Raw genomic sequence first — 23,381 nt, forward strand, 5'->3', positions numbered from 1 at the left:
ACTGCGCCGATTCACTGTTCGTAAACCGGCGTCGCATGGTGCGTGCCCTTGACAAGCTCGATGCCACGCTGGGCATCGGCCTTATTCCAGTAGCCTTCACCGGAGTCCGCAATCTTCTTGTCGTTGGGCGCAAACAGCGCCCAGCGCCACTGATTTGCCTTGTCTTCATAGAGGTAGAAAAACATATCAGCCTCAATCTTGATGATTTTCAGCGGAACTTGTTCGAGTACAAATCCGGCGACGCAGAGTGGGGGATCGAAATCGTTGTGCTCAGCAGGTTAATAGAGGCCCTCAAAAAAGAGGCCACTCCGAGGGAGTGGCCCAAGTCAGGGAGGAAACGCCCGCTATGGGCCTCTGGGATCAGGCCGCAGCCTGTTCGATCGGTGAGAAGGGCAGCCCGAGACTCTCGGCCACAGCCCTATAAGTGAGCCGGCCTCGATGGACGTTGAGGCCCGCGCGCAGGTGCGGATTTTCGAGCACGGCGGAAAACCCCTTGTTGGCCAGAGCCAAACCAAATGGCAGCGTCGCGTTGTTCAGTGCCTGGCTTGAGGTGAGCGGGACGGCTCCGGGCATATTGGCCACACAGTAGTGAATGACGCCGTCCACCTCGTAAGTTGGATCAGCGTGGGTGGTCGGGTGCGATGTCTCGAAGCATCCACCCTGATCGATAGCGACATCCACGATCACCGCGCCCTTGCGCATCGAGCTCAACATACCGCGGCTGACCAGTTTCGGCGCGCTCGCCCCGGGAACGAGCACCGCGCCAATGACCACGTCCGCCGCCAACACCTCCTCCTCCACGGAGTCGATCGTAGAGAACCTGGTTCGAACACGCCCGCCGAACAGCTCATCAAGCTCGCGAAGCCGGGGTATCGAGCGATCAATGATGGTGACCTCGGCACCCAAACCGACCGCCATGCGCGCCGCATGCGTGCCAACAACGCCGCCTCCAATCACCACGATACGCGCCGGTTGAACACCGGGCACGCCACCGATCAATAGCCCCCGCCCGCCTGTATACCGCTTCAGAGCGCTACCTGCCGCTTCGATCGCAAGCCGACCTGCGACCTCGCTCATCGGTGCCAGCAGTGGAAGGCCGCCATGCGCGTCAGTTACGGTTTCGTAGGCAATGGCGGTGCACCCGGACTTTAGGAGGCCCTTGGCCTGCTCCGGGTCCGGCGCCAGATGCAGATAGGTGAAGAGGATCTGATTCTCTCGCAGCTGCCCCCATTCGGACGGTTGGGGCTCCTTGACCTTTACGATCATCTCGCTCGATGCAAAGACCTCGCGTGCGGAATCCAGAATTGTTGCGCCGGCCTTGCGATAATTGTCGTCACTTGCGCCAATGCCGGCGCCGGCATCGGTCTCGACCACCACACCATGGCCGGCAGCCACATACTCGCGGACGGATCCAGGGGTCAGGCCCACGCGATATTCGTGCGCCTTGATTTCCTTGGGAACCCCGACCTTCATTTGCACTCTCCTTGCTTGGATGACCTTTCTAATCGGAAGAGCGATGCGATATTGCTAAGCAGGCGTCCAAATCGCGCAGAAATTCAGCGATTTTTGCTCGACCGCGCAGGTTTCCAACACATGGACACCGACGAGACCAATATCCCAGTCCACGGAGCTTGGCAGTAGTACGATCCAGCACGCGGATCAGCCACCAGGATGTCGAAGCGAATAGCCTCTGGCGCAAGCAGCCCGCGGTGGAAGAAGGATACAATAGCGGAGCATCGGAAAGACTTCACCTGAACCGATTTGACCTCAACGCCCGCGTGCTGTCACGCTCGCCTCGGCGGCGTCTCCTTGACTCGGGGTCCGCCGGTCTTAGGGACGTTCCTGCCCCTATTTTGACCTGTTCGAAATCCGATTAGCGACGCACGACCATGCACCGCATCTATCAAACATTCATCGATCGCCTGTCGAGCGCCGAAGATGCTGACGACTTCGCAGAGACGATGGCGATCACTGCTACCGCACTTGATCTGTCTTACTTTGCATATTTATCGATGCCGCGGCGGGTTGGCAAAAACCCGCTCGTAATATCGACCTATCCGAGCAATTGGGTCACGCATTATGTCCGCAACCATTACGAACGCCTGGATCCAATTATCACACACGCGCTGGAGAACACCGAACCATTTCAATGGGGTTCGGAGCTACTTCCCAGCCAGATCTCACCGGCGCAGCAAGGATTTCTAGGCGAGGCTGCCGAATTCGGAATTCGCCAGGGCTTTACTGTCCCAATTCATGATGGGCAGAGCCCAGTCGCTGCCCTAACCTTCGCCACAGACCAAAGGCGTCCGCAGTTCGAAAAGTGCATTGATCTGCATGCGCGTGTCCTTCAACTGATGGCCATATGCTTCCATGCGCATGTTCGCCGCAAACTTTCGCATGAAATGACAATCCATGGAATTCTTCTGTCTCCTCGCGAACTCGAATGCTTGGAATGGGCCGCACAGGGCAAGACCAAGTGGGAGATTGGTCAAATCCTCGGCATATCGCGCAATACCGCAGCTTATTATCTGAATAGCGCGAGAGACAAGCTGGGGGTCCGGACGGTCATTCAGGCTGCGGTGCAGCTGGCCGCTGCCAAAGTAGATGGGCAAGAATAAGGTCAACATCCCCCATAGGTGTACGGGATGCTCGTTGTACGAAATCCAGTCAGAGTCGTGTCTGCTTTGGAGGGGCTGCATGATTCAACTGATTACAGAATCATTCTACGGCCCGTTCTCCTGCATGCTCGCGTCCATGTACAAGCTGCGATATCGCGTATTTAAGCAGCGGCTGGACTGGCGCGTTCGGACGTCCGGCGACATGGAGATTGATGATTTTGACGCGCTGCATCCGGCCTACCTGGTTCAAACATCCGTTGAAGGGCATGTGCAAGGTTCGGTCCGTCTCCTGCCGACGATGGGGCCTACGATGGTACGCGACACTTTTCCGATGCTTCTTGGAGGAAACCCTGCTCCGGCAGACCCGCTGGTATGGGAGAGTAGCCGCTTCGCAATCGACGTCGCTCCTGATGGGCCGAAGCGCGAGCATGGGCTGCTGAAGGCCACTTACGAGCTTTTCGCAGGGATGATTGAATTTGGACTGTCCCGGCGACTAGACAATATCGTTACGGCCACCGACGTTCGGATGGAAAGAATACTCAGGCGCGCGGGGTGGCCCCTCGGCCGTATTTCTCCTCCGTGCAGCATCGGCAACACTCTCGCTGTGGCGGGACACCTCGAAGTTTCCGCCGAGGCTCTTCGGAACATACGTATTGCCGGCGGGCTCTCCGCGCCAGTCCTCTGGGCTCCAGTCTTAATCGAATGAACGCGTCGTCTGCCGGCGTCTCCGCAGTGACCGACTGAATTTCCTTTCGTTGTTGGGTGCGCCATGTCTAACGCCGACCGCGAAGATCAAGAGCGACATAAAGCGCGGATCGACGCGATAACACTGCAGCACCTGCGATTCGCCGTCACTGCTAGCGACGCCGGAAGCCTTCGCAAGGCTGCGCATTTTCTGGCCGTTCGACATTCAATACTCAGTCGCGCAATCGGGCAATTTGAGCATCTGGTCGGGGCGGCCTTGTTCGAACGATCGAGCGGAGGTGTCAGGCCAACCCCGGCCGGCCGAGATGTTCTCCGCATTGCGAGATTCATCCTTGAGCAGGTCGATGTTCTGTTTGAGACAGGACGTGCCACTGCGGCAGGCGAAGCTGGGCACCTAGCCATTGGATTCTGCATGTCCGTTCTGGCAGGAAATCTTCGCGCTACTCTTTTAGAATTTAAGCGATGCTATCCCGAGGTAGAAATCACGACGGTCGAACGATCTCACAGCCACCTTTTGAATGCACTGCAGAATGGAACACTCGACGTTGTGATAGCGTCCGAGAGATTGGCTTCCACGGCGATGATAAGAGTCCTTCCGCTCTGGAGTGAACGAATCCTCATTTCGTTACCTGCGAATCACGAGTTGGCTACGCGCGAAGTGATCTACTCCACGGACCTTCGTGATCAGTCCGTGCTCCTGAGCCCGCAAGATCCAGGACGAGAGCTGGAGGAGCTTCTCATTTCAAAGCTGCTCCTGTGCGAGAGCAGGCCTAAGATTGAGCGGCACGAGGTAAGTCGAAGCGTTGTAAAGAGTCTCGTAAGCATGGGCCTTGGCGTCACTTTGGCGCTGGAGTCTGACTTCGGTGCGACAACATTGCCTGGGTTGACCTACCGCGAACTGCGCGATGGCACCGGATCTTCTCGGATTGGGTTCTCGGCTCGTTGGAGAACTAACAATGAAAATCCAGCCCTGGCGAACTTCTTGAAATTATTGAGCGACAATCACACTCCGCCGGTTGGAGAAGGGCAGCGGTGATCTCGGACTTGTCGCTTTCGCGTTGATGTTGTCCCTGACGATTAATCCAGTCCGACCTGCGCTCACCACGTTTGCTCACCACGGCAGCCTGCCGAAGCAGGCGGGTCCGGGTCATTGGAAATCCGATTGCAGAAAGGCCAATGGTCGTCGACGGCAGCTATGGCCAACTCGACGATGGCCAGGCAGGGCGCGCACATGAATGTCATCAAGCGCCGCCAAGCCAAGCAGATGAAGGGAAAATTGAACACTTGCCAGAATGATAATGCGCGAAATGTCTGGATGAGAAGTTCTCTTTCCAACGGCCGCACTTTTTCCAATTGATACTCAGCCGCAGCGATCAGGCCTTCGAAAGAAATGCGAGAAAAGCAGAATGCACGCGGCGTGCTCAGCAGATCCGGGGCAATTGTTCGCCGGACAGCCAATCAACAATTCGTGCGCCGCCAAAGCTGGTCGACATCTGCACAAACTGATGATCGTCAACTACGGCCTTGCCGATATCAGCCGCATCGCACCCAAGCGGATGCGCCTTCATGGCTGCAAGCACGGCATCAGCCATATCAGGCGCCACGATGGCAACGAGCTTGCCCTCGTTGGCGACATGGAGCGGATCAAGCCCAAGAAGTTCGCAGGCGGCTGCAACCGCAGGCTTCACCGGAATAGCCTCTTCCTGCAGACGGAACCCAAGGCCCGATTGATGCGCAATCTCGTTGAGCGTCGCGGCAAGACCGCCGCGCGTGGGGTCGCGCATCACCCGAATGCCGCTCCCGCCGGCCGCGACCATGACGGCCACGAGATTATGGAGCGCTGCAGAATCCGAGACGATCTCGATCTGAAAAGCGAGGTTCTGGCGTCTCGACATGATCGCCACACCATGGTCGCCGAGGCTGCCGGAGACCAGCACACGGTCGCCGACGCTTGCCTTCTCGGCGGAAAGATCGAGCCCATCGGCCAGAACTCCGACCCCGGTTGTCGAGATGAACAGGCCATCCGCTTTACCGCGCTCGACAACCTTGGTGTCGCCCGTGATGATGTAAACACCGGCGCCCCGCGCCGCCTTCCCCATCGAGTCCGCAATCTCCTTCAGATCCGAGAAGCGGAAGCCCTCTTCAATGATAAAGCTTGCTGACAGATAGAGCGGACGCGCGCCGGCCATCGCGACATCGTTGATTGTGCCGTGCACCGCGAGCGACCCGATATTGCCGCCGGGAAAGAATAGCGGCGAAACCACATAGCCGTCGGTCGTCATCACCATCCTGCCCGCGCCGACATCGAAGGACGACTGATCGTTGCAGCGGGCCAGCCATTGATTGCCGAAAGCTTCGTGAAAGAGGCCGGAGATCAGCTGCGTCATGGCGCGCCCCCCGGAACCGTGAGACAGGTCGACGCATCCGTTCTTGAAATCGAGCTTGCGTTCACAGGCCTTCATTCTCACGACGCGCGCCCCAACTGATAATCGCGAAGGCGGCCATACGTCCAATGCGCGGCACAGGCGCCTTCCGTCGAGACCATACAGGACCCTACGGGGGTTTCCGGCGTGCAGACGGCTCCGAACAGTTTGCAGTCGACCGGCCTCTTGGCGCCGCGCAGGATGGCCCCGCACTCGCACGCCGGATCGTCCGCGACATGCAGGTCTTGCATCGCGAAACGCACCTCGGCGTCGAATTGAGCGTAAGCCCGCTTCAGCTTCAGTCCGCTATTTGGTACGAGCCCGAGCCCGCGCCATTCGAACTGGTCACGCAGTTCGAAAATGTCCGACACCTCCTTCTTGGCGCGCCGATTGCCTACACGCGTCACCGCGCGGCTGTATTGGTTCTCCACCTCATGGCGGCCTTCGTTCACCTGCCGCACCAGCATCAGGATCGCCTGCATCATGTCGAGCGGTTCAAATCCTGCGATTACGATCGGCTTGCCGTATTCTTCAGCCAGGCACTCGTAAGGCTCCGTACCGATGATGGTGCTGACATGCGCAGGCCCGACAAATCCGTCGATTTCAACCCGGCCGACATTGCCGATATCGGGGCCCGCGAGAATCCGGTGCATCGCCGACGGAGTAAGCACATGGTTGCAGAAAACGCTGAGGCTATTCAGCCGCTTCCTCTCGGCCAGCCGGATCATCACCCCCGTCGGGGGCGTCGTGGTCTCAAATCCTATGGCAAAGAAGACCACCTCTCGATTCGGCGCCTGTTCGGCGATCCGGATCGCGTCGAGCGTCGAATAGACCATCCGAATGTCAGCGCCAAGCGCCTTGGCTCGCAACAGGGATTGTCCTTGCGAGCCGGGCACGCGCATCAGATCGCCGTAGACACACAGAATGACCTCCGGCCGCTGGGCGAGCCCGATCGCCATGTCGATCCGGCTGGCGGGGAGAACACAGACGGGACAACCCGGCCCGTGGATCATGCGGACATTCGCAGGCAGCAACTCTTCCAGGCCATAGCGGGAGATCGCATACGTGTGCCCGCCGCAGAATTCCATGAACCGGTAGGCCCTTTGCAGATCGGCTTCGGTGCCAATCGCACCCGCGAGCCCCTGCGCGAGGGCTTTATCGCGAAATTCGTCGGCATACTTCATGACCGGATCTCCAGTCCCGCGCTGCCTAGCTCCTGCAGGAGCTCCAGCGTGCGTTTGGCTTCCGCCGGGTCGATTTTGGCCAGAGCGTAGCCAACGTGGACAAGGACGTAGTCCCCCACGGCGAGATCATCGATGAGCGCAATCGATATCTCCATGCTGACGCCATCGATGGACACGATGGCCATGTCATCGGGAAGTATTCTCGCGACTTCCGCCGGAACCGAGAGGCACATATCAGGCTGCCCCTTCCAGGGCTGACGCCCCCGCAGCAATCTGCAGAGCGGCGATCCAGGCTTGTCCAAGGCTCAAGCCTCCGTCATTGGGCGGAAGCTGCCGTGGCGCCAGAGGCGTGAGGCCGGCCGCAATACACCCGCGCTGGATTTCATCCGCGAGCACCGCGTTCTGGAAACAGCCGCCGCTTAGAACGACAGTGGCGACGCCGCTTGTCCGCGCAGAACGCGCGACCCAGTCAACACAGGCGGCGGCGAACGTGCCGTGAAACAGCCCGGCCCCCTCCGTAGCGCTAACGTTGTCTTCAATTAAACGCGCAAACAGTGGACGAAGCGACAACACGCCGCCATCGATCACCCAGCCGTCTTCGAGCACCGCAGTCCGCCGCACACGCGCCTCGAGTTTCATCGCGGCTTCGCCCTCATAGCTCTGCAAAGTTGCCACGCCCAGCAGCGCCGCCGCTGCGTCGAACAGCCGGCCCGCGCTGGTCGTGGTGAGCCCGCCGGGCCGGTCCAGCAATGCCGGCAGACGCTCGGCCTGTGGATGCGCTGCGAAACGACGTCTGATCTCGTTTTCCCGCCCCAGTAACTGAAATATTGCGCTCGCCATGCGCCAGGGTTCGCGGGCCGCGCGATCTCCGCCAGGCATTTGCAGGGGTGCGAGATGCCCGATGCGTCGAAACCTGGCGCCTTCACACAACAAGAGCTCGCCACCCCAGTTGCCGCCGTCGGAGCCATAGCCATGGCCGTCGAGCAGAAGAGCGAGCGCAGGTCCCTCAAGGCCATGCTCTGCAATGACGGCCGCCGCGTGCGCGTGGTGATGCTGGACAGCGACCAGCGCGCGGCCGCTTGCTTCTGCAAAGCGGGTAGACGCCATGTTGGGATGCAGATCATGGGCAACGACGACAGGCTCGACATCGAGGGTCGACGTGAGGTGCTGGATCGTCTCCTCGAAAAAGCGAATGCCTTCGGCTGTATCGAGATCGCCGATGTGCTGAGAGACGAACGCTTCGTTGCCCCGCGTGATCGTGATGGTTGATTTCAGCGCGCCGCCGACGGCAAGCACAGGCGGTACAGACCTCGGGAGCCGTACCGGGTCGGGAACATAGCCGCGGGCGCGACGAATGAATTGACGTCGTCCCGCCACTACCGACACCACGGAATCATCGACACGCGTCAGGATATCGCGATCATGGGTCACAATAAGATCGGCGATGCCCGCGAGCCGCCGCAGCGCCTCCGTGTTGTCGCTCGGGAGCGGTTCGCCGCCGAGATTGGCGCTGGTGCAGACGATGACTGGACCTTCACTCTCAAACCATGCACCTGTCGAACGAAGCGCATGCAAGATGAGGTGATGCAGCGGCGCCACGGGCAGCACGACGCCCACGCGCGCCAACCCAGGGGCTATCGCGGGCGCCAGATTGTCGCGCGACGGCAGAAGAACAATCGGGCGGGCTGCGGATTGGAGCAGCGCGAGCTCGGCAGCATTCGTTTGCGCGATCTCACTGACCTGCTCTACGGAACCGACCATGACCGCAAACGGCTTCTGTTCGCGCTGCTTCCTCCCCCGCAAACGCTGCACGGCTTCATGGTTGCGAGCGTCGCAAAGCAGCTGGTACCCTCCTAACCCCTTTATCGCCACGATTTGGCCGCCGGTGATCGCGGCGGCAATGGCATTGATCTCATGACTGAGCCGAGGGCCGCATGTCGGGCACGCGATCGCCTCCGCATGAAACCTGCGACTCACAGGGTCGGCATATTCGGCCGCGCAGGCGGCACACATCGCAAAGGCTTTCATAGCGGTGTTGCGGCGATCGTATGGAAGCTGTTCGGCGATGGTATAGCGCGGCCCGCAATGGGAGCAGTTGATGAAGGGATAGAGGTAATGTCGGCTTTTCGGGTCAAACAACTCATCAAGACATTGCTGGCAAGTCGCCGCATCGGCGACGATCCGCGTCGACGGCTTGCCCTGTGCGCTGGAGCCGATCGAAAACTCCACCGCCGCAAGCGCACCGATCTCCTGAACGGAGATGTGGTCGATGAGCGCCAATGGAGGTCTTTCGAGCGGCAAAGCGGCCACAAACTCGGACGTACGGTCGCCCTCGACCTCGATGGTGACGCCGTTGGGATCGTTGGCGACGAACCCGGCCAGACCATAACGGGTGGCAAGACGATAAACATATGGACGAAAGCCGACCCCCTGCACGACGCCACTTACGTGGACCCGAAGCCGGGTTCCATGATAGGTGGTGACGTCGCGGTTGGCGGTCATCGCGTTGCGTCCTCGAGGGGACACCTCTGATGCACAGCCTGCTTCTGGATCCAGGCGTAGAGTGCGGCAAAGCCCCCGCCGGTACGCGCCGAAACCGGTAGCACATCAATCTTCGGGTTGACCCGTCTCACATATTCGATGGTCTGGCCCAAATCGAAGTCAACCACCGGCGCCAGATCAATCTTGTTGATTAGCATGAGCGACGATGCCGCAAAAATATCCGGATATTTGAGCGACTTATCCTCACCCTCGGTGGTTGAGAACACCACGATCTTGCTAGCCTCGCCCAGATCGAATGCCGCGGGACAAACCAGATTGCCGACATTCTCGATGAAGAGAATACCGCGCTTGAGCGACGGCAAGCGGCGATAAGCCTCGCCGACCATTGCAGCATCGAGATGGCAGCCCTTGCCGGTATTGATTTGAATTGCGGGCACGCCGGTCGAGCGAATGCGCTCGGCATCGTTCGAGGTCTGCTGATCGCCCTCGATGACCCCAACGGGGTGTCTCCGCTTGAGCTCGGAGACGGCGCGGACGAGCAGCGAGGTTTTGCCCGCGCCGGGACTGGAAACAAGGTTGAATACGAGTACGTCATCGGCCAGGAAGCGCGCGCGGTTCTCGGCCGCGATCCGATTGTTCTTGTCGAGGATGTCGCGCCCGATCTGAATGACCCGTTCGCTGTTCATGCTCACGACCTTCAAGACGGCCGCGCCTGCGCCGCATTCCACAAGCGCCCGTCCGCCATGATGGCCATGATCATGATGGTCACGATGGTGATGATGGCGGCGGTGGTGCGGATGATGCTCATCCTGGCCGCCATGCACATGATCACGATGATGATCGTAATGATCCCGCGCATGATCATGGTGGCACTTGACTTCGTGCGCGTCGGCCCCCTCAGTGGAAAGCGTTCCTTCACTGCAGCCGCATACGACACACATCAGTCGACCTCCAGCTCTTTCACCCGCATCTCTTCGCCCGCGGTTACCTGCAACTGATAGCTGCCGCAGCAGGGACACGGCTCATACCGCTGCGCAATCTCGACGCTCCTCGAACAGGCCATGCACCAGGCGACGCCAGGCGATTCGACGATTTCAAGAATCGCGCCGTCGGCGATGGTCCGCGCGGCAACAGCCGCAAAGCAGAACTTTATCGCTTCTGGAGCGGCATGGCTCAGCGCCCCGATCTCCAGACACACGGTCCTCACCTTGGAAAACGAACGCCGGCGCGCTTCCTCCTCGACGATCTCCATTACGCTCTCACAAAGCGCCATTTCATGCATCGTCAACTTCGCGGAACTTGAGGGTGAACCCGACGCAAGGATCAAACGATGCGATCAAAGCGCGAACCGCATCCTGTTCGTGCTGTCGTCCTGTCAACACCGCCCCCTGCAGGCTGCGGACCAGCGGACCGCGCGCGTGGAAGTTCCATTCGGTCGGCGCACAAAATTCGAAGCGCGATATCTGCCCCTGACGATCAAGTTCAACCGCGTGATAGAGACGTCCTCTGGCGCATTCGACCGCGGCCGCACCACGGTCAGACTCCAGCCTGTAGCTTTCGACGATCCCATCCTCGGCCACCTCGACATGAGCACCGGCCTTGAGCCAAGCGCATAGTCGCGCGATTTCCGTAACCCTCGCCTTCAGTCGCTCGACCGGCCCTGACCGGCTTAGCGAGCGCCGAGCACGCATCATTTGGCGCGCCCACGGACCCGTCTCGGGAATAAGGTCCGCCAGGTCTGGGCAACGGCAAGCTCTCGCGTCACTCACAAGCAGCCGTCCAACGATATTGCGATCGTCACCAACTGACAGGAACGAGTGCTGCATCGGCATTGGCTTCCATACGATCTCCTCGAGCGCCGCGATGCGAAGAGCGAGTGGGCTGCCGGGCGTTGGCGCGCCATCCTCATTCGATATGCCGAGCGCGGCCAGCACCGGCGCAATCCGCGCTGTTGCCTCGCCTCGAGTGGGGCCGCACCCGGGCTTTCCGCTGCCGACCAGGACCGACAGTTCCTGCATCAGGGCGCGAATAGCTGAAGCACTGGTGATATTAAGCGCGAGATGCCCGACAAGGAGGCCACGCAGCAATTCCGTCAGCCGCTCGGCAACGACCAGGGCGATACGATGCCGCCTCGTGGCAAGGCTGACATCTTCGCCGCGCGCCGCCTCCATCGCGGACAGGAATGCCACCTGGTGCGCAGCAGCACACAAGGAGAAGAGTCGCGGCAGCACGTTGAGCAGCGAAGCGGCCGGTTTGCCGGCGAACAGCCGCGCCAGTGACGGCCGGGCCCTCGGCAGAATCTCGACGGCGGCAATTGCCGCGCCAGCAAGCGATACGGTGACATCGATCTGGTTGCCGACGGCGAGGCTCATGCGCGCCACTTGGCCAGCACGCCGCGCAAGAAATGCCGGCGGTCGATCGAACCGATATGCGGCGCATCGGGATACGACACCAAGTGGTTGGCCGGCGACATCAGCGCCGCGAGCGCCGCTTCGGCGGTGGCTCGGGCGGACGCCATGTCCTTGAACCCAAACATCGACGAAAGCAGAGAGCAACTCGCAATCGCACCCACAGCCGCGACCTCGCCGACGGTGAATTCGAAGTCGCCGGACGGAAATCGCAAGCGCAGGTTCGATCCCGGACCGGGAAACGATTGCGACGCCGCATTGGTCGCGGCGACAACCAAGTTCATGAACCATGGCGTGACCATCACCCCGACGATCCCGCCCTCGTGCGCGCGAAAACCGATCGCTTCGACGCTCAAGGCGTCGTTGAAGATTGGCAGTTCGCGCATAGTCCGATCGGAGATATCCCGATAAGCCGCCGCGAGCATCTCGCCCCACGCCGACGGATCAGCGTGCACGCTCCTGCAGGGAGGCTGTTCGCGGGCGCCATGTTCAATCGACATGAACTTCGATTTGGGGGCGTCGCAATTTGGACAACGCCAATCTTCGGGCAACGCGGCGAAAGCCGTTCCCGCAGCAATCCGCGCTGTCTCGTCTCCCTCAGCCGGATCGTAGACCATCCAGCAGATGCCGCACTCCATGCGCGCGCCGTCCGCGAGATCCTCCCGGACGCCAAAATTCTCAAAGCTCGTCATTTGAAGTAAGCCTCAATGATTTCCTGCAGGCGTTCTGCGGAATCCTCGAAATCCTCGTCGGCCGCCAACGCAGCCGTCGGTACGCCGCCGATCTCCACCGTATCCAGGATGATGGTGTCCATGGAATTGAAGAACTGCACCGACCAGACGTTTCGGATGCCCGTCGCCCGCACTCGGCAAGTGCCGTAGTCGCGCGAGATGAGCTTGATGGGCCCGCTTCCGACGCTTTGTTGCAGAAACGTCAGGTCGACCTGGCTCATTGGCAGCAGCGTGAAATTTATGATCTGCGTGCGCATCCCAGGCCTCCAGGCCAGCGCGCGTTCGCGGATTTCCGCGAGCACTGGCAGCACATTCATCGCGCCGTCCGGCGCTGCGTCGATCATGAGATTAGTCGACGTCAAGTCAGTTGCGGCGCGCCGCACGATCTCCGGAATCGCGCCGACCTCGATATAGTCGTGTGCGGTGTCGGTCTCGATGCACACGCGCCAGATTCCCGCAAGCACTGATTCCTGGATTTGCGCGACAGAGCCTTCCGGCAGGTCAACGACGCCGGCGACCTCGCCCTCCCCAAATACGTCGGCAATCAGCTCGCGCTCGAGATCGCTGAGATTCCCGAGCCGGAACAGCTGCGCCGGCGCGCTGCTCTTCTGACCGGACACGGCAGCGGCGACGTTCAATAAAAGCGCGATGGCCTTCGGACAGTTCCTTGCCAGCTCGGCGCCATCCAGCGAAGCGAACCTGGCGAGCGCACCCGCCGCTGTCGGCCAGCTATGGATTGCGTCGAGACTTGCCGCACCGATGGGAAACGCGCTCACCGGCGGATCGGTGCCTTCGTGCGCGGCCCGGAAACTTGGTTTCAGCGACGCCTGATCGGCGCGGCGACCGCGCGCGACGCGCACGTCGACGCCTGCGGTCCCCACCTCTAGCAGACCGAGCCGCATCAGATCATGCTTTCCCGGCTCGAAGTTCATCAGCCACCTTTCTGATAGTCTCTGTCCTGCCGGATCGGATGTTAGCAAGGCATGTGCCAATCCCGTGATTTGTATTCCCGTTAGATGAGCTGCGCTAAACCGTTGGAAATCTTCCGCGCGAAGCTTGCTCTCGGCTGGACGCTTGTTGTCCCGTGGACATTGGCAAGCGTGGGCAGCGCAGTGTCCGCAAGCGGCACCGGGTTAGCGTAGGTGCTCAGGCAGCTGCGGCTCTTGACCGATCAAGTCCGCGAAGAAGCGATCGCAGTCGTGGCCACTGAGGGCCGCATCGAGGCCGTCGAGCGCCTCCGCGATCAGGCGCGCTGTTTCGTCATCCAGGAGCCGCACCGCGGTATCGACATGGACTAGGACCTTGGCGCCGACCGGCGGCTCGGAGAGCAGCATGACCGAGACGCGCCGCCGTTCACTGCCATACTCGCACAGCGCACACATGCCGTCGGTCTCAATAATCGTCATTGGCAAGCCAAAGCACATGTTAACACACGAGCCGCTAGACCGGCCGCGTCCTCATCTCATAGTTTCGATGGTCAATATCATTGGCGAGCAGACGTTCTGATTCGGGCAGCGACGTGGTTCTCCGTTTTGCCGGCGAGCCCCACTGCGCCAGCAGTTCGCGCGCCAGTCCGATCGCAGGCGTAATCTGACCGCGCACCGGAGCGGTTAGCGGCCCGCCCCAATCCTCCAGATCCAGCGGCTGACAGCCGATGAGAGCGAGCTCTCGCGGGCAGCGGCCAAGCAGATCGGCCGCACTTAAGACCTCCTGAAAACCGGTCTGATGCAGGCTCATCTTCCTTGCGGCGGTGAATTTCGGCACCTCGTCGTCTCGCACGAGCCTCAACTGCCCGGGCGGGAGTCCAAAGTCCATGGCGTCGAACACGATCAGGCAATCGGCCTCCTCAAGAAACTTGACGAGGTAGAGCCCCTGCGTGCCGCCATCGAGGACGGTGACGTTGTCCGGGACGGCATAGCGGCGGTGAAGCTCCTCCACCGCCCGCACACCGAACCCCTCATCGGCCCACAGGATATTGCCGATGCCGAGCACCAAAATCCGTTTCGTATTTTCCGGAGTCAGCATCGGCATCCTCTATCAATCGCGGAACTCGCACACGCCCGAAATCATGGAGGAGATGATGCTTCGGCGCGACATGATCTCCTCGCGGAGCGCCGCATAGATGTGAACGAACGCGAACGTTACGATCACCCATAGGCCGAGGTGGTGCCAGGTATGAACGTCCTGACTGTTCGGCCAGATCGCAAAAACCCAACCGAACAGCTTGTAGTGCCAGCTGTCACTGCCGGGGCTCTGCGCATAAAGTGCGAAGCCGGTGACGATCATGAACACGATCGTCGGCGTAAACATGAAGAACATCGCGAGCTGAGCCACCGGATTGTGCCCGATATACTTCTCCGGCTTGACCGCAAGGAAAGCGTACGAGCGCATCTCGTGCCACACAGCGCCCCAAAAGCACCTGCTCCAGAGCGGCACGTAGAAGATCTGCTTGGCATGGGGATTTCCCATGAAGGCCCAATAGATACGTAGCAGGAAGCCGACGGTGAGCACATAGCCTGCGGAGAAATGCGCAAAGCGGATATGGCCGAACAGGAAATTGTCGCTTGCCTCGCCTGGCATGGCCGGTGTCCCAGTCCCGATGAAGTAGCCAGTTACGCCCAGCACCAGAATGGCTGTCGCATTGATCCAATGCCACAGTCGCACCGGCGCTTCATAGACGTAGATGACGTCACGATCGATGCTGCGATCACTCCGTGCCGTATCGACGGCAATAAGGGCTTGCGGTGTCTTGTCCGGCATGGCCGTATTCCTACCGAACCCTGATTGAAGCCATTTCTCGACCGTCCGGATTCATTACGTGGGTCGAGCACGCCAGGCACGGATCAAAGGAATGGATCGTGCGCAAAATCTCCAGCGGCCTTTCCGGATCGGCCATCGGCGTATCGATCAGGGCGGCTTCAAATGCACCAATATTGCCCTTGGGATCGCGCGGCGAGCCGTTCCACGTCGTCGGCATGACGCATTGGTAGTTGTCGATCTTGGTGTCCCTGATCTTGATCCAGTGCCCAAGCGCACCGCGCGGCGCCTCGGTGAAACCGTAGCCCTTGGCCTCTTTCGGCCAGCTCTCCGGCTTCCATTTGCTGACATTGGCAGTTGCGCTGTCACCCGCCTTGATGCTGGCCACCAGCTTGTCCTGGAAATAGCGCATCTGATGGGCCGCCCACTGGCATTCGAGCGCGCGCGCCGCGGTGCGACCGAGCGTCGAGAACAGCGCAGTCACGGGAAGATCGAGCGTCTTGAGCAGTCTGTCGGTCGGCTCCCTGAACTCCGTTTTGCCTTGCGCATAACCTATGATGTATCGCGCCAGCGGTCCTACCTCGACGGCGTTGCCGCGCCAGCGCGGCGCCTTGATCCAGGAATACTTGCCGCCTTCGTCGAGCTCCTTGATGTCGGTCCTGGTGCCCTTGAGGTTGGGCCCAAGCTGGAAATTCGGCTCGGTGACGCCATCCCAGGGATGCAGTCCGCTGAACTCGTCGGAGTATTTGTACCAAGAGTGCACGACGAATTCCTGGATCTGTTCGGGATCGCCGTGGTCGATAGGCAAGATCTCCTTGAGGTTGCCGTTAAGAATGACGCCGCGCGGCAGCTTGAGACTTTTCGCGGAATAGTCGTTGGCGTTTTCGGGAACGTCGCCATAGGACATGACGCTCTCGCCCGACAGCCCGCCGCCATAGAGCCAGCTCTTGTAGAACGAGCCGATAATTTCAATGTCGGGTAGATAGACCTGCTCGACGAACTCGATCGAACGATCGATGATCGAGGACACTAGGTTGAGTCGCTCCATATTGATCGCCCCCACCGCGCCAGTGCCGTCGACATTGATCGCGCAGGGCACGCCGCCGACCAGCCAGTTCGGATGCGGGTTCTTGCCCCCATAGATCGCGTGGATTTTGACGATCTCCTTCTGGAAATCGAGCGCTTCCAGATAATGCGCCACCGCCATCAGGTTCGCTTCCGACGGAAGCTTGTAGGCCGGATGACCCCAATAGGCATTCTTGAACGGACCGAGCTGCCCTGATTCGATGAACTTGGTGAGCCTGATTTGCAGATTCTTGAAATAGCCCGGTGATGACAACGGCCAGGACGAGACCGACTGCGCCAGGCTCGAAGTGGTCTTGGGATCGGCCTTAAGCGCGGAGACCACGTCGACCCAGTCCATCGCGTGCAGGTGATAGAAATGCACGAGGTGATCATGCACCTGGAGGCAGAGCTGCATGATGTTGCGGATCGAGTTAGCATTCTCTGGGATCTTGATGCCGAGCGCATTCTCAACCGCACGCACGGAGGTGAGCGCATGGGTGCCGGTGCAGACACCGCAAATCCGCTCGGTGAACGCCCAGGCGTCGCGCGGATCGCGCCCGCGCAGGATCGTTTCGATGCCACGCCACATTGTTCCGCTCGAGACGGCGTTGCGGATCACATTGTCGGAATCGAGATTGACCTCGACGCGAAGGTGACCCTCGATCCGGGTCAGCGGATCGACGACAACGCGCTTGCCGGAATTATCGAGCTTGAACCCATTGGGTGTTTGGCGCCCCACCGTTGTCCTCAAAAACTCGATCATTTTTCCTGAGCGGCGCCGGCCCGTTTACGGGTCAGCCGCTTCGCGGCCGTGACCGCTGCGTGCGCGGTGACGGCTAGACCGACTACGCCGGCAGCAGCCATACCGATCTGATCGGCGTTCTCCTCGATGCCGAACTGCTTAATTGTCGTGAGCCGGTCGTAAAACGAGCCCTTGTCCCAGAAGCCGTCTTCAGAGCAGCCGAAACAGCCGTGGCCGGATTGGATCGGGAAGGAAACGCCGCCGTTCCACCGAACGGCCGAGCAGGCGTTGTAGGTGGTCGGCCCCTTGCAGCCCATCTTGTACAGGCAATAGCCCTTGCGCGCGGACTCATCGTCCCACTCCTCGACAAATTGGCCAGCGTCGAAATGGGAACGTCGATAGCATTTGTCGTGGATGCGCTGGGAATAGAACATCTTTGGCCGCCCCAGACGGTCGAGCTCGGGAAGTTTTCCGAATGTGGTGATGAAGGTCACGACGCCGGTCATGACCTCTGCAATCGGCGGGCAGCCGGGCACCTTGATGATCGGCTTGTTCGTGATCACCTTATCGATCGGCGTCGCCTGAGTCGGGTTGGGCTTGGCCGCCTGCACGCAGCCCCAGGACGCACAAGAGCCCCAAGCGATGACCGCCATACAATCTTCCGCCGTCGACCTGAGCTTTTCGATGAACGGCTTGCCGCCATCAATGCAGAACATACCGTCTTCGTTCAGCGGCGGATTGCCTTCGACGGCAAGCACATACTGGCCTCTGTACTTGGCGCGGGTCTCCTCAAGGATGGCCTCGGCCTGGTGTCCTGCCGCCGCCATGATAGTATCGTCGTAATCGAGCGAAATCATCGACAGCATCGCGTCTTTCACCAACGGATGGGCCGAGCGGATAAAGCTTTCCGAGCAACAAGTGCATTCGAGCCCGTGCAGCCAGATCACGGGCACACGCGGCTTGGTCTCCAGCGCGCCGGCAATACAGCTTGCCGCGAGCGGGCCGAGCCCGAGGCTCGTTGCCATCAAACTGCAGAATTTGTGGAAACTGCGACGCGTGATACCCTGACGTCTGATCACGCTGTAGAACGTTTCCGTTGCCCCGTCCATGACCCCTTCCAATGGTCAGATATCAGCTGCGAGGAATTGCTGCGTTCGGTACAGCAAGAAGCAGGCCAATCAAACGTAGGACACCTGACAGATACCAAGCGGCTGCTACGCGATTTGCGGTAGGGATTCGCGAGCCCATCTTGGGTCGCGAACAATTCGCCCCCCGGAACCGGAGAGCTGGATCACGGTAATTGCGACATCCGCGAGCGCCTGCACGATGGGATCGCACGCCACAAAGCGCACAATGCACCGATTACGATCGCCCGGTCGTGAGGTCACAGCACGCACATCATACTCGAGCAGACATTCGGTTCGGCACGAGAGACGAGCGGCGCCCTTCACCTTCCATCCCTTGTACTATTCGTGTCCGTTTTAGAACGTCGATGTGAGGAACCCGACCAGCAGCGCTCTTAACTTCTTACGGCGAGCGCGGATTGTCCGAAGTGCCACCCGGCTTGCCTCCCTCGTTTATGCAGGAACGATACTGCCAAAGGTGCGAGCGCGTCCTGCGTATTATTCACGTTCCTCGCAGCAGTACCTCGCGGCCTGAATGCCGGACGAACGCCCCAATCGGCTAGGCCGCAAGATTGCGGAGCACGTCGGCTCTCTCGAGACTCGCCCTCAGCGCCTCATCCGATACGTGGGTATAGATCTCCGTAGTTGATATACTAGAATGACCAAGGAGCTTTTGGACGAAACGGATGTCTACGCCGCGCTCAATCAATAGAGTTGCTGCCGTGTGGCGAAGCATATGTGGCGTAATTCGACGCTTGCTTTCCGAATTGTCCGAGTAGCGACGAAGCGCTATCCGAACTGAATGAGGCCTCATGGGTCGCTGTCGTCGGTTCAAAAACAAGTGCCTATCCAGTGTCAGGTGCTTTGCACGCCTCTCCAGAAGCTTCACAAGATCTGATCGAAGATCAGGGTCAGAGACATACACGTGCCGATCTCTGGATCCTTTACCGCGAATCCTGACATCCCTTCCATCGGGAGCGACATCGGTGATGACGATCTTGCAGAGCTCTCCAACTCTTATCCCTGTTGCGATCATTAAGCGAACCGCTATCAGGATCGGCTCCGAGGAGATAGCCCTGACCTCGTACTTCGGGGTTAACCCAGACAATACACTCAACACCTCCGGCCGAGAAAGACATCGCGGGAGCCTCTTTCGCCGAGGAAGCTCTAGACGCCACCCCTGAAATGGATCCGCGGCCTGTCCCAACGATGTTGCGCGCCGAAAGAACGTGCGCAAGCAAGCAAAGCGCCGACGGACAGTTGAGATCGAGAGCTTTCGGCGCTCCAGCAGGTCGGCTAGGTATGCTCCGAGCTCAGAGTTGGTTACCGCAGCGAGGGACTGGGCGTCTCTTAAGAACTGACGAAAATCATTCAGATCCGCAGCGTACGCTTGAATACTATGTGTGGAGAGCTGCCGTTCAACCGCACAATACCGCAAATACTCGGCAACTGCTGAGCTAATCAGCATAACAACTCACTCCATACACGCAGCCCACTTGTCTCTATCGCAAGACCCGTCGAGTTGGGATGGCCCCAGATGGGTTCATGGTAAACGCGATGACAATCTCCGGCTAAGCAAAATAACTCGGAATTATGCGCACTCAGCCGGCCTATTTGGCTCGAATTCGTAAGAAGTATAACGAGATTGGCGAGATCTGGGACAAAGCAGATCGTTGGCACGCGTGGAGCAAACGCCAGATTGAACGGGAGATGCTCGCTGTAGCAGGGCAACTTGTCTCTTGCGATGATCGTTGCCTCATCGTCGACGTAGGATCGGGCGGCTATTCATACTTCGATTCATCGTGCGACCGGGTCGAGATAGATATAGCTGAAGCTCGGCTACGACGATCAGAGTGGTCAGTTTGCGCTAGCGCTGAGAGCTTGCCGCTCCCGCCCGGAATCGCAGATCTCACCATTTGCGTGGGTCCAGTCGTCAACTATTGTTCGTTGGAAGAAACGCTCAACGAGTTTGCTGCCGTGACGAAGGACCAGGGACTTCTGGTACTTCACGTTGAGCTCAGCAACAGCTTCGAATTTTTCGGATCAAAGGCCTATAGAGCGGATGCTGCCTTCGTTACGACTTTCTATAAGGGTACAGAACAGTATTGGGTATATTCCAACAACTTCGTAAGGCGAACACTCGCACTGCACGGATTCAAGATCGAGAGGGTCAGATACTTTCATATCCTCTCTAGTCTTGTTTATCGTCTGTCCCGATCTCCAAATCTCGCTTCCTTTTTTTCAGTCGCGGACGTGTTTGCTCGGCATCTTTGGAAGGTGGCCGAGTTTGCTGATAGTGCAATTTTTGTTTGCCGCCGCGTAGAGATTGAATAGCTGCCTCAAAGACCTCGAATGATCTTCCGCTGCTAATCGCGACTATGCCTGCGAATACGGCCACTAGGGCGACTAGCAACGGAATAGCCCAGTTTGGCGGAACGTTAAGTTCGTAGATCGCTGTGCACGCGATGGTTACGACGGCAGCAAACATCGCTATGTGTTGCCCAATGCGAAATTCGGTCGAGCGCACGGGGACGCTAGTAGGGCTAACGATTAAGGCGTCCGCTTCTGGACCATTGACCTTGATAGTCGGCTGGTTTCCAAGACGTTTCGCAAATTCCTGATGCAACTGCTCTAAGTATCGTTGATAAACCCCCGTTTGCTCGCCGAAAAAGTCACGGTACCAGGGAAGATAGTGTTCGAACAACATTCCTCGCGAAATTTGAAGTAAGTCCTCTCTCCTGATCCGATAGAGTTTCTGGCTTCCACGCAGCATCAATACTCCGGGATACTTCGCCTCGTAGTTGACGGGCTCGATATTGGCTAAGAAGTATTCGACGTGGACCTTGCCAAACCCCACTTGGCCGAGCAGGCGCACCAATTCGTTGCCGCCCGTTTGCTCAGATCCATACTCATTTCCGTCTTCGAGCTCGACGGCGGTAAAATCGATTTCAAGGTCGAGTCCTAGAATCGTGTCATGGAGGAGTTGGGCGAATATGAAGAACGCCGCATCACCACGATGATCGCGATCAATAACCATGTGATCGACCACCATAAGCTTGGAGTTGGGATAATAGCCGAACATCGCGAATCCGATCACGCTCTTGGATCGGCATAGCGCTGCAAAATAGAACGTGCCTTCCGGCGTGATCGGATTTGCGATCTTTTGTCTGATCTGATTGGTCTTTGTTCTCAGTAGCGGCGAAGTATTTTGAATGAAAATGGCGAGCGCCCTATCCACGTCCGAGCGATCAGCGGGCGTCGTGCCCAAGAGTCTGAGCTCAAAAGAAGCGTTAACTCTGCGCATAATTCCGAGTTATGTGCTTTAGAGAGCCGGATTGGCCCCCCGAAAGCCGTAGATACTAGTAACCCGGGAAGAAAAGGCAATAGAACAACCGCTGGTCACACGGATTGGGATTGTCTTTACTCGGCTGAGCGGCCGGCCGATGCACCTCCAGTCGGCGCGACAAGCTTCGGGCGGGGTTTCGGCCGGGGGTCAGCTATAGCGCAAACCCACTCTCCCGGAAGCAAGATTTGCTACAGGCAGCCTCGTTCGCTCGCTTAGCATTGCGTAATCGACCAAACGGCACCGTCCATACCGTACAAAGGTCGCTGAACAGGGGCCGACATTAGAAATGCTGATTCGACGCGTCGCAGAATAAGACGGGAGGCGCGGCGCGCAACACGTACGGCAACTTCAGTGGGTGCACTTACCCGGCATGATCCCGCGGTCGCAGCGGAGCGGGAGGATGCGACCGAAGAAGCCGGAGACGAAGCTGAGGGCGATCTGGTTCGCCGCCAGGCTCGATCAATTTGTTAAACTAAAGCACGAGTTGGTCCAACTTGGCGGCAGATCGACTGGGACTGAATCGATCGCGAGATCGCGCCTCCTATAGCGAAAATGGTGGGCCCGCGATTGAGACCCGCTTCATGACCGGGCTGTTGCTGCTCAAGCACATTTACGACGTGTAGCTGAGGTCCTGCGCCTTATCCCAAACGTCTTCTCCCAACTGTTCGCCGTCCCGACCGCACTCAAATGAGCTTCTTTGACGGACTGCAAAAAGCCCACTCGTTTCGCGGGCACGGCGAGCCCCGGCCGCATGCAAGACCTGCTGCCGCAGAACGAGTTAAAGCGAGCCTAAACCGCGTCCGGACGATGCAGCATATCGACCGTGATGGTGCCGCGGGCGCGCGAGACACATGTGCAGATCTTTTCGTTGGCGTGCTTCTGCTGATCGCTGAAGAAGACGTCGCGGTGGTCAACCTGACCGTCGATGTCGATGAGGTCGATGGCGCAGACGCCGCACTCCCCGCGCCGGCAATCCGAAATCACCTCGTAACCAGCCGCATTGAGCGCGTCCAACATCGAGCGATCGCGCGGAATCTCGATCTCAACGCCCCGGTCCGCAAGGCGCACCCGAAAGCATTCGGTCGGCAGCAAGCCACTTGAACCGAAGGTCTCGTAGCGCAGGTCGGATAACACACGGCCCGCCACGGTCCACGCCCGGCGTGCTGCATCGAGCATCCGGATCGGGCCGCAAAACAGGGTCATGGCATCAGACGGCAGCGACACGAACAACGTGTCGAGATCGAGCCGGCCTCCCTCGTTGCCTGCATGGACAACAAGGCGCTCGTTCAGCAAGGGGGCCAGAACATCCAGATAGACGGCATCCTCACGCGAACGCACCGCATAATGCAGAGTGAAATCGACATTGTGCCGGGCGAGCACCTGCGCTGCCCCAATCAGCGGCGTAATGCCAATGCCGCCGGCGATCAGGCAGTAATGCCGGCGCGCCCAGTCGATCGGCAGCAGCGAGGTTGGCAAAGTGACGGTCAGCCGCGCGCCCGGCGCGAGCGACCACATGTAGCGTGAGCCGCCGCGGGAGTCCTCCGCCCGCCGCACCGCGATACGGTAACCGGCACGGTCGGCTTCACCGATCAGCGAGTAGGACCGCGTCTCAGGCTGACCATCGACGTCGACGGCAACATCGATGTGGCTACCGACCGGGTAGGCCGCGCTGTCGAAATTTTCCGGACGGATCAGGAACTCGCGGATCGAAGGCGTCAGATCGCGCGTCGCGATGAGGGTTGCGGGAGTCCAGGTTTCGATGAAGCGCATGCGGTC

23 protein-coding genes and 2 pseudogenes are annotated in these 23,381 nt (G+C 59.4%); 5 read left to right on the plus strand and 20 right to left on the minus strand.

Going from position 1 to position 23,381, the window contains the following annotated elements:
- Window positions 1-11: 11 nt before the first annotated feature.
- Both ACFFWD_RS31535 and ald read right to left on the minus strand, forming a co-directional pair.
- Complete coding sequence (locus ACFFWD_RS31535; protein WP_376972059.1) at window positions 12-185, minus strand: YegP family protein; 174 nt, start codon at window positions 183-185, stop codon at window positions 12-14.
- A 175-nt stretch (window positions 186-360) separates the two neighbouring features.
- On the minus strand, window positions 361-1,473 hold the full coding sequence (ald, locus tag ACFFWD_RS31540) for an alanine dehydrogenase (protein WP_376972061.1): 1,113 nt from the start codon (window positions 1,471-1,473) through the stop codon (window positions 361-363).
- A gap of 416 nt (window positions 1,474-1,889) precedes the next feature.
- Here ald and ACFFWD_RS31545 point away from each other — a divergent pair, with 416 nt between their 5' ends.
- From ACFFWD_RS31545 to ACFFWD_RS31555, 3 genes are all read left to right on the plus strand, one after another.
- A complete protein-coding gene (locus tag ACFFWD_RS31545) occupies window positions 1,890-2,618 on the plus strand; it encodes a LuxR family transcriptional regulator (protein ID WP_376972064.1) in 729 nt (242 codons plus the stop codon).
- Window positions 2,619-2,697: 79 nt separating this feature from the next.
- Window positions 2,698-3,324, plus strand: a complete 627-nt coding sequence (locus ACFFWD_RS31550; RefSeq protein WP_376972066.1) for an acyl-homoserine-lactone synthase — start codon at window positions 2,698-2,700, stop codon at window positions 3,322-3,324.
- Window positions 3,325-3,387: 63 nt separating this feature from the next.
- Window positions 3,388-4,359 (plus strand): LysR family transcriptional regulator, encoded by a 972-nt coding sequence (locus ACFFWD_RS31555; RefSeq protein ID WP_376972068.1) that lies wholly within the window; start codon window positions 3,388-3,390, stop codon window positions 4,357-4,359.
- 62 nt (window positions 4,360-4,421) lie between these two features.
- Here the strand turns inward: ACFFWD_RS31555 and ACFFWD_RS31560 are convergent, their stop codons facing one another.
- From ACFFWD_RS31560 to ACFFWD_RS31635, 16 genes are all read right to left on the minus strand, one after another.
- Window positions 4,422-4,781, minus strand: a complete 360-nt coding sequence (locus ACFFWD_RS31560; protein WP_376972070.1) for a hypothetical protein — start codon at window positions 4,779-4,781, stop codon at window positions 4,422-4,424.
- On the minus strand, window positions 4,745-5,785 hold the full coding sequence (gene hypE / locus ACFFWD_RS31565; RefSeq protein WP_376972072.1) for a hydrogenase expression/formation protein HypE: 1,041 nt from the start codon (window positions 5,783-5,785) through the stop codon (window positions 4,745-4,747). Before hypE ends, ACFFWD_RS31560 begins: the two co-directional genes overlap by 37 nt.
- A gap of 2 nt (window positions 5,786-5,787) precedes the next feature.
- Window positions 5,788-6,930: a hydrogenase formation protein HypD gene (gene hypD, locus ACFFWD_RS31570; protein ID WP_376972074.1), complete on the minus strand. Its 1,143-nt coding sequence runs from the start codon at window positions 6,928-6,930 to the stop codon at window positions 5,788-5,790.
- A complete protein-coding gene (locus ACFFWD_RS31575) occupies window positions 6,927-7,163 on the minus strand; it encodes a HypC/HybG/HupF family hydrogenase formation chaperone (protein WP_512699841.1) in 237 nt (78 codons plus the stop codon). Before ACFFWD_RS31575 ends, hypD begins: the two co-directional genes overlap by 4 nt.
- 1 nt (window position 7,164) lies before the next feature.
- Window positions 7,165-9,432 (minus strand): carbamoyltransferase HypF, encoded by a 2,268-nt coding sequence (gene hypF / locus ACFFWD_RS31580; RefSeq protein ID WP_376972078.1) that lies wholly within the window; start codon window positions 9,430-9,432, stop codon window positions 7,165-7,167.
- Window positions 9,429-10,373: a hydrogenase nickel incorporation protein HypB gene (gene hypB / locus ACFFWD_RS31585; protein ID WP_376972080.1), complete on the minus strand. Its 945-nt coding sequence runs from the start codon at window positions 10,371-10,373 to the stop codon at window positions 9,429-9,431. The genes hypF and hypB overlap by 4 nt, the downstream gene beginning before the upstream one ends.
- Complete coding sequence (hypA, locus tag ACFFWD_RS31590; protein WP_376972082.1) at window positions 10,373-10,714, minus strand: hydrogenase maturation nickel metallochaperone HypA; 342 nt, start codon at window positions 10,712-10,714, stop codon at window positions 10,373-10,375. The genes hypB and hypA overlap by 1 nt, the downstream gene beginning before the upstream one ends.
- A complete protein-coding gene (locus ACFFWD_RS31595) occupies window positions 10,707-11,804 on the minus strand; it encodes a nickel-dependent hydrogenase large subunit (protein WP_376972084.1) in 1,098 nt (365 codons plus the stop codon). Before ACFFWD_RS31595 ends, hypA begins: the two co-directional genes overlap by 8 nt.
- Window positions 11,801-12,532, minus strand: coding sequence for a [NiFe]-hydrogenase assembly chaperone HybE (gene hybE / locus ACFFWD_RS31600; RefSeq protein ID WP_376972086.1), 732 nt, complete (start codon window positions 12,530-12,532; stop codon window positions 11,801-11,803). Before hybE ends, ACFFWD_RS31595 begins: the two co-directional genes overlap by 4 nt.
- Complete coding sequence (locus ACFFWD_RS31605) at window positions 12,529-13,392, minus strand: hydrogenase expression/formation protein (RefSeq protein WP_376972327.1); 864 nt, start codon at window positions 13,390-13,392, stop codon at window positions 12,529-12,531. Before ACFFWD_RS31605 ends, hybE begins: the two co-directional genes overlap by 4 nt.
- A gap of 312 nt (window positions 13,393-13,704) precedes the next feature.
- Window positions 13,705-13,995: a HypC/HybG/HupF family hydrogenase formation chaperone gene (locus ACFFWD_RS31610; RefSeq protein WP_376972088.1), complete on the minus strand. Its 291-nt coding sequence runs from the start codon at window positions 13,993-13,995 to the stop codon at window positions 13,705-13,707.
- A gap of 16 nt (window positions 13,996-14,011) precedes the next feature.
- On the minus strand, window positions 14,012-14,596 hold the full coding sequence (locus tag ACFFWD_RS31615) for a HyaD/HybD family hydrogenase maturation endopeptidase (protein ID WP_376972329.1): 585 nt from the start codon (window positions 14,594-14,596) through the stop codon (window positions 14,012-14,014).
- Window positions 14,597-14,608: 12 nt separating this feature from the next.
- Window positions 14,609-15,331: a Ni/Fe-hydrogenase, b-type cytochrome subunit gene (gene cybH / locus ACFFWD_RS31620; RefSeq protein WP_376972090.1), complete on the minus strand. Its 723-nt coding sequence runs from the start codon at window positions 15,329-15,331 to the stop codon at window positions 14,609-14,611.
- A gap of 10 nt (window positions 15,332-15,341) precedes the next feature.
- Window positions 15,342-17,132 carry a nickel-dependent hydrogenase large subunit gene (locus tag ACFFWD_RS31625; protein WP_376972092.1) on the minus strand — a complete coding sequence of 597 codons (1,791 nt, stop codon included), beginning with the start codon at window positions 17,130-17,132 and terminating at the stop codon, window positions 15,342-15,344.
- A gap of 20 nt (window positions 17,133-17,152) precedes the next feature.
- Window positions 17,153-18,244: a hydrogenase small subunit gene (locus ACFFWD_RS31630; protein ID WP_376972094.1), complete on the minus strand. Its 1,092-nt coding sequence runs from the start codon at window positions 18,242-18,244 to the stop codon at window positions 17,153-17,155.
- Window positions 18,245-18,818: 574 nt separating this feature from the next.
- The gene (locus ACFFWD_RS31635; protein WP_376972096.1) at window positions 18,819-19,727 is read right to left on the minus strand and encodes a tyrosine-type recombinase/integrase; all 909 of its coding nucleotides are present in this window, start codon (window positions 19,725-19,727) and stop codon (window positions 18,819-18,821) included.
- Between the two features lie 242 nt (window positions 19,728-19,969).
- Between ACFFWD_RS31635 and ACFFWD_RS31640 the strand changes: the two are divergent.
- Window positions 19,970-20,254: pseudogene (locus ACFFWD_RS31640) on the plus strand (class I SAM-dependent methyltransferase); the annotation flags it as partial.
- 196 nt (window positions 20,255-20,450) lie between these two features.
- Here the strand turns inward: ACFFWD_RS31640 and ACFFWD_RS31645 are convergent.
- Window positions 20,451-21,527 carry a hypothetical protein gene (locus ACFFWD_RS31645; RefSeq protein WP_376972098.1) on the minus strand — a complete coding sequence of 359 codons (1,077 nt, stop codon included), beginning with the start codon at window positions 21,525-21,527 and terminating at the stop codon, window positions 20,451-20,453.
- Window positions 21,528-22,005: 478 nt separating this feature from the next.
- Between ACFFWD_RS31645 and ACFFWD_RS31650 the strand changes: the two are divergent.
- Window positions 22,006-22,219 (plus strand): annotated as a pseudogene (locus tag ACFFWD_RS31650) (transposase); the annotation flags it as partial.
- Window positions 22,220-22,394: 175 nt separating this feature from the next.
- Here the strand turns inward: ACFFWD_RS31650 and ACFFWD_RS31655 are convergent.
- Complete coding sequence (locus ACFFWD_RS31655) at window positions 22,395-23,375, minus strand: PDR/VanB family oxidoreductase (protein ID WP_376972100.1); 981 nt, start codon at window positions 23,373-23,375, stop codon at window positions 22,395-22,397.
- Window positions 23,376-23,381: the final 6 nt, after the last annotated feature.

It is taken from the genome of Bradyrhizobium erythrophlei, from assembly GCF_042430365.1.
In the GTDB taxonomy this organism is placed as follows: Bacteria; Pseudomonadota; Alphaproteobacteria; order Rhizobiales; family Xanthobacteraceae; genus Bradyrhizobium; species Bradyrhizobium erythrophlei.